We start from the raw sequence: 6,829 nt of genomic DNA, 5'->3' as shown, positions 1-6,829 counted from the left end.
GATGGTCGCCATCACCGTGAAAATGCCCCACGGGCTTTCGGCCAGGGCTTTCACCACGATCAACGCCAGCACCGCGAGGATGATGATCATGATCAGGAAGCAACCGAACAGCGCGATGGTCCCGGGGATGCGGCCCATTTCCTCACGGACCATGTCGCCCAGCGAACGGCCGTTGCGGCGGGTGGACATGAACAGGACCATGAAGTCCTGCACCGCACCGGCCAGCACCACGCCGGCGATCAGCCACAGCGTGCCGGGCAAGTAGCCCATCTGCGCCGCCAGCACCGGACCGACCAGCGGACCCGCGCCGGCGATGGCCGCGAAGTGGTGACCGAAGAGAATGTGCTTGTTGGTCGGCACATAGTCCAGACCGTCATTGTTGAGCACAGCGGGAGTGGCCCGCCGCGCATCGAGTTGCATGACATTGTTAGCGATGAACAGACTGTAGTAGCGATAGGCGACCAGATAGATGGCCACGGCAGCGACCACAATCCACAAGGCGTTGATTGCCTCGCCCCGGCGCAATGCCACGACACCCAGGGCGCACGCACCTGTGATTGCCAGCACCAGCCAAGGCAAATGGCGTAGCGGGCTATTATTATTTTTCATTTTGATATTCCAGCCAGAGTGGACAAGAAAGACAACCACCCCGAGTTTAGCGCTCCTGACGGCAAAGACCATACCCCGATATAGGGCTGGATACCTGCACGCGCTGGCCGCCTTCAAGAGTGCAGGTCTATAGTCAGCGTACATCTAAGAGGATCGCGCCATGAGCGAGCACCCTGCCGAACGTCGCCGCTTCAAACGTATTGCGTTCGATGCCCGAACCGGGCTGAGTCAGGGTGAGTCCACCTGGCCGGTGAAGTTGATTGATCTGTCGCTCAAGGGGTTGCTGATCGAGCGACCCGAACACTGGCAGGGCGATCGCCAGCAGGATTTTTCAGTAGATATTCATCTGAGCGATGACGTCGATATCGCCATGGATGTGCACCTGACCCACGAAGATCACGGCCAGCTTGGCTTTGTCTGCCGGCACATCAGCCTGGAGTCCATCGAACGCCTGCGGCGATTGATCGAGCTCAACCTGGGCGACGAAGCCGAACTGGAGCGAGAGTTGGGTGCGCTGATCGAAGCCTGAACGTACCTCTGTAGGAGCTACCGAAGGCTGCGATCTTTTGATCTTAAAAATGCAAGATCAAAAGATCGTCCGAACGCGGCCCGAGCCTTCGGCAGCTCCTACGGGGGATAGGCGTTACTCGAATAACGCGTCGAGTGCCTGCTCCAGGCGAGTGACGGCAATGATCTGCAACCCCGCCGGCGCCTCTTTCGGCGCATTGCCCTTGGGCACGATGGCCCGCTTGAAGCCGTGCTTGGCGGCTTCTTTCAAACGCTCCTGACCGCTCGGCACCGGACGCACTTCACCGGAAAGCCCGACTTCACCGAACACCAGCAGATCGTGGGGCAACGGCCGGTTGCGCAAACTGGACATCACCGCCGCCATCAACGCCAGGTCGGACGCCGTTTCCAGCACCTTGACCCCGCCGACCACGTTGAGAAAGACGTCCTGATCGTGGGTCGGAATGCCACCGTGACGGTGCAGCACCGCCAGCAACATCGCCAGCCGGTTTTGATCCAGCCCCAGCGTGACCCGACGCGGGTTGGCCAGGTGACTGTCGTCCACCAGTGCCTGAACCTCCACCAGCATCGGCCGTGTGCCTTCCCATGTTGCCATCACCACACTGCCCGGGACTTCTTCCTGGGCACGGGTCAGAAAAATCGCCGACGGGTTGGAGACTTCTTTCAGACCTTTGTCGGTCATGCCGAAAACGCCCAGTTCATTGACGGCACCGAAGCGGTTCTTCACCGCCCGCAGCAGACGCAGGCGCCCGTCAGACTCGCCTTCGAAATACAGCACGGTGTCGACCATATGCTCCAGCACCCGAGGGCCAGCCAGCGCGCCTTCCTTGGTGACGTGGCCCACCAGGAAAATCGCCGTACCGCTCTGTTTGGCATAGCGCACCAGCAACGCCGCGCTTTCGCGCACCTGGGATACACCGCCCGGTGCCGATTGCAATTGCTCGGTAAAGATCGTCTGGATCGAGTCGATTACCATGACCTTGGGTTTTTCCTGACGGGCCGTGGCAATGATGGTTTCGATGCAGGTTTCGGTCATGACCCGCAGTTGATCCTGAGGCAACCCCAGGCGCCGCGCACGCATGGCCACTTGCTGCTGGGATTCCTCACCAGTGACATACAGCGCCGGCATGCTCTTGGCGAGGTTGCACAAGGTTTGCAGCAGAATGGTCGACTTGCCGATGCCAGGGTCGCCACCGATCAGCACCACCGAGCCATCCACCAGACCACCACCCAGAACCCGGTCCAGCTCGCTGGAAGCGGTGGAGAAGCGCGGAATTTCTTCGACACTGACTTCGGCCAGGGTCTTGATCTGCGCCTGCTGGCCGGTCCAGCCGGTACGACCGCTGGGGGCGGCTGCCCCGCCGCTTTCCACCATGGTTTCGGTAAGCGTGTTCCAGGCCCCGCACTCACCGCACTGGCCGGCCCATTTGGGGAAGGTTGAGCCGCACTCGGTGCAGCCGTACATGCGCTTGGCCTTGGCCATCGGAACTCCTGGAAAAAAACGCGATGATAGCTCAGCCAAGGCGCGCGAGTGCGGCCAGATATTTCGCAACCCTTTTGATGACTTCAAATAACCTTATTAAACACAGGCATATTGAGATACACCCACCCTACAAAACCTTGTATAAGTTTTTCGCTCAACTCGGCCAACAAACTCTAGGGACATGCCATACCGCACACTTTGAAAACCTATACAGACTTTGTTCACTTACATACTTCATGCACAACTTCGAAAACATTCAAACAAAACGCAGCCATGATTCAGAGAAACGCGCAACTTGTCAGACACCTCAAACTAACGAAACAGTTCACATCACTACGGCTGCATTTAATTTTCAATGCAGCCTCTTGGCCACTAACTGCCCGATCATCTTGAGCGTCCCGATTCAGGAGTGGTCGCTCAACCTTGGCTCGCCCACACAAATGACGCCATTTCGCTGAAAAAAAACGTCGTATGCGAACTCCTCAGAAGGCCTGACCGACCTCAGATGAGATCAATCGGTGAATTTTTCAACACCACCCGGGTCAATGGCTGGCAAACGCAGCAGGCCGTTGATTCGAGCAGGATGCGATTGGCTGATTTACACTGCTTTCATCTACCTCATCTGTAACAAGGAATAACCTATGGGCGTGCTAAACGAGTTCAAGGCCTTCGCGGTCAAAGGCAACGTGGTCGACATGGCCGTCGGCATCATCATCGGTGCGGCCTTCGGCAAGATCGTTACGTCGTTTGTCGGTGACCTGATCATGCCGCCAATCGGGATGCTGATCGGTGGCGTGGACTTCAGTGATCTGGCCATAACGCTCAAGGCAGCAGACGGCGCCATTCCTGCGGTGCTGCTGGCCTATGGCAAATTCATCCAGACCATCATCGACTTCGTCATCGTCGCCTTTGCGATCTTCATGGGCGTCAAGGCCATCAACCGCCTGAAGCGTGAGGAGTCCGTGGCCCCTAGCCTGCCGCCGGTTCCCACCAAGGAAGAAGAGTTACTGAGCGAGATCCGCGACTTGCTCAAGGCCCAAAACAACCGGCCTTGACTGCACTGGCAAAAAACGGCGCCTTTGAGGCGCCGTTTTGCTTACCAGAAGTTTTCCACCGCCACTTGGCCGGGTCGCCGGCTGAGGCTCAAGTGCATGTCCCGCTGTTTAAGCAACTTGCGCGTGTCATCGATCATCTGCGGGTTGCCGCACAGCATGACCCGTGAATGCTCAGGCGTCAGCGCAACTCCCGCGCTGCGCTCCAACTCGCCGTTTTCAATCAGTGTGGTGATCCGCCCGTTCAATGCGCCAGGATGCTGCTCACGAGTGACTGTGGCGATGAATTGCAATTTGTGTGCGTACTCAGCCAGATACTCAAGTTGCGCCAGCCCCGCGATCAGCTCCTGATAAGCCAGTTCCCGGGCTTCGCGAACGCTGTAGACCAGGATGATCCGCTCGAATCTCTCCCAGACGTCGAAATCCTGGAGTATCGACAGGAACGGTGCGATGCCCGTGCCTGTGGATAACAACCACAGATCGCGGCCATCGACAAAACGGTCCAGCGTCAAGTAGCCGAAGGCCTGGCGGTCGACCAGCAATGTATCGTCAACGCCCAGGCGGCTCAGTTCACTGGTGAACTCACCGCCCGGTACGACAATGGAAAAGAACTCGAGGAACTCGTCAAAGGGCGAGGACACCATGGAGTAGGCGCGCCATACCGTGCTGCCGTCAGCCTTGGTGACGCCCAACCGGGCAAACTGCCCCGCCCGAAAACGAAACCCTGCATCCCGCGTGGCGCGCAGGGTAAACAGGTTCGGGGTCAGCGGATGAACCTCGAGCAAGGTCTGGCGCGTAAATTTTTCTTCACTGACGGACATGGAAGGCTCCAATCAACAGATACCCCAGTGTCCCGCAAAGAAAGCAGCGTAACCACCGACAATTTGTAGTGACATTAATGCGCACTAGTAGTCGATTACAGAATACGAATACAACCCTACATATAAAATTATATGTGGCATTTCATAACCATTTACTCCCTAAGAACCTTGAGCACACTTTTCCAACAGTCAAAAGAGCAAAATTGTCGAATCACTTCCGCAGGAAATGTCCTACACTTCGTGGCGTGCCGGATCCTTGATCCAATACTGCACCCAGAAGACACTCTAATGGAGATCACTGTATGGAGATCTGGAAGGAGTCGCAGCTCAAACAATTGACGCACACACAAGAGATCAGTACTGCCTATCAAATCGCGCTCAATTTCGCTAGAAACCTTGGATATAAATTTTGTGGCTTTTCAATTACTTCAAACTCATTCGGGGTCGACACCAGTACGGTGAACCTGAACAACTACCCCCATGAGTGGAATACTCAATATGAAAAAAACAACGCCATGCAAATAGATCCAATAGTGGCGCATTGCAATCGCTCAATGTTGCCTGTTCTCTGGAGTGAAGAGCTTTTTTCCAGGACGCCATGGTTATGGCAGTTGCTGCGACAACAAGGCTTGCAGCATGGCTGGTCCCAGGCGATCTTTGATGAGGAAACCGGTCTGCGCAGCATTTTCAGCCTGGCCAGAAGCCATTGCCCGATTTCAGCCTATGAGCTGTACGAGCATCTTGGATTCTCGGTGTTCATCAGCCGCCATTTGCACGCTCTGGCGAACGCAATGCAACCGAAAAAACCGGCTCGCCCCCAGGCTCCCCCCTTGTCACGGCGGGAACTCGAAGTATTGAAACTGTCGGCCGATGGCAAGACGGCCTATGAAATTGCCAGGATCCTCAATTTGAGTGAACGCACCATCAACTTTCATGTGCACAGGGCTATCGAGAAGCTCGGCGTCAACAACAAGATTGCGGCAGTCATCGCCGCGGCCCGGTCCGGAGCCATCTGAAAGCGCCCGACTGCGGGAAAACCTGCGGGTAATCCAGGCAAAAAAAACGTACCATTTGCGGTTCCTCCTGAGTGCTGGCGTGTAGACCTGCACGACGCATTACACTCGGACGGCTCCGCCCGCTTCAACGCCTTCGGGCAGCGGGACATCCGTTGATTACCCAGAGCCCCGCCCCATGCCTTTGCTCGAAACAGCCTTCGCCAGCCTCGACCTGATCCGCCAGCCCGAACAGCAGAATGAACCGCTGCAAGCTTTCGATGCGGCCGATGAATACCTGCTCAATCATCTGGCCGAACAGCAGCCGGCGGTCGACACTCGGGTATTGGTGCTCAATGACAGTTTCGGCGCGCTGGCAGCCAGCCTGGCGGGCAAGGTGCGGGTGATCAGCAGCGGTGATTCGTTCCTGGCCTTGCAGGGTCTGGAAAAGAACCTGGTGCGCAACGGCCTGGCGTTTGATGCGGTGCCGAGCGTACCCGCCAGCGAGGCCCCTGTCGGGCCGTTCGACTGTGTGCTGATCCGTGTACCGAAAACCCTGGCACTGCTGGAAGAACAACTGATCCGCCTGCAAGGTCAACTGGCACCCGGCGCCCAAGTGGTTGCCGCGGCCATGATCAAACATCTGCCCCGGGCCGCGGGCGACTTGCTCCAGCGTTACATCGGCCCGGTGCAAGCCTCGTTGGCCGTGAAGAAGGCGCGGCTATTGATTGCCACTGCGCAAGACAAAACGCCAGTTGTATCGCCTTACCCAACGCGATACAGACTCGACGAACCGGCTATCGAACTGCTCAACCACGCCAATGTGTTTTGCCGCGAAGGCCTGGACATCGGCACGCGAGCCTTCCTGCCGCACTTGCCGAAAAACCTCGGTACTTCGCGAGTCGCTGACCTTGGGTGCGGCAACGGTGTTCTGGCCATCGCCAGTGCCCTGCAAAACCGCGAGGCCCACTACACGCTGGTGGACGAGTCGTTCATGGCTGTGCAATCGGCCTCTGAAAACTGGCGCGCTGCGTTGGGTGAACGGGAAGTGATCGTGCGTGCCGGTGATGGCCTGGCCGGCCAGGAACCGCAATCGCTCGACGTTGTGCTGTGCAATCCACCGTTTCACCAGCAACAAGTGGTGGGCGACTTCCTGGCCTGGCGGATGTTCCAGCAGGCGCGCGAAGCGCTGGTCGTGGGCGGCGCGCTGTACATCGTCGGCAATCGTCACCTGGGTTACCACAGCAAGCTCGCGCGATTGTTCCGCGGTGTCGAGCAAGTGGCAACCAATCCGAAATTCGTCATCCTCAAGGCGCGCAAGTAACAGGCAAAAAAAACCCTCCG

7 protein-coding genes are annotated in these 6,829 nt (G+C 57.5%); 4 read left to right on the top strand and 3 right to left on the bottom strand.

What is annotated here, in order from left to right:
• A partial coding sequence (locus AC1D19_RS21825) for a carbon starvation CstA family protein (protein WP_477764517.1) occupies window positions 1–609 on the bottom strand: 609 nt, incomplete at its 3' end.
• A gap of 160 nt (window positions 610–769) precedes the next feature.
• On the opposite strand from AC1D19_RS21825, the gene AC1D19_RS21820 reads away from it, so the two are divergent.
• A complete protein-coding gene (locus AC1D19_RS21820) occupies window positions 770–1,138 on the top strand; it encodes a PilZ domain-containing protein (protein WP_477757074.1) in 369 nt (122 codons plus the stop codon).
• 114 nt (window positions 1,139–1,252) lie between these two features.
• Here AC1D19_RS21820 and radA read toward each other — a convergent pair whose 3' ends face one another.
• Complete coding sequence (gene radA / locus AC1D19_RS21815; RefSeq protein WP_223541998.1) at window positions 1,253–2,620, bottom strand: DNA repair protein RadA; 1,368 nt, start codon at window positions 2,618–2,620, stop codon at window positions 1,253–1,255.
• Window positions 2,621–3,261: 641 nt separating this feature from the next.
• On the opposite strand from radA, the gene mscL reads away from it, so the two are divergent.
• Complete coding sequence (mscL, locus tag AC1D19_RS21810) at window positions 3,262–3,675, top strand: large-conductance mechanosensitive channel protein MscL (protein WP_477764516.1); 414 nt, start codon at window positions 3,262–3,264, stop codon at window positions 3,673–3,675.
• Between the two features lie 41 nt (window positions 3,676–3,716).
• On the opposite strand, the gene AC1D19_RS21805 is transcribed toward mscL, so the two are convergent.
• On the bottom strand, window positions 3,717–4,493 hold the full coding sequence (locus tag AC1D19_RS21805; RefSeq protein WP_477753929.1) for a ferredoxin--NADP reductase: 777 nt from the start codon (window positions 4,491–4,493) through the stop codon (window positions 3,717–3,719).
• 302 nt (window positions 4,494–4,795) lie between these two features.
• Between AC1D19_RS21805 and AC1D19_RS21800 the strand changes: the two genes are divergently transcribed.
• A complete protein-coding gene (locus AC1D19_RS21800) occupies window positions 4,796–5,509 on the top strand; it encodes an autoinducer binding domain-containing protein (RefSeq protein ID WP_477764515.1) in 714 nt (237 codons plus the stop codon).
• 175 nt (window positions 5,510–5,684) lie between these two features.
• Window positions 5,685–6,809, top strand: coding sequence for a methyltransferase (locus tag AC1D19_RS21795; protein WP_477764514.1), 1,125 nt, complete (start codon window positions 5,685–5,687; stop codon window positions 6,807–6,809).
• Window positions 6,810–6,829 lie beyond the last annotated feature (20 nt).

This window comes from Pseudomonas sp. P1_C12 (genome assembly GCF_056406435.1).
The sequence above is the reverse complement of the archived record's forward strand: the minus strand, read 5'-3'. Positions and strand labels throughout refer to the sequence as shown.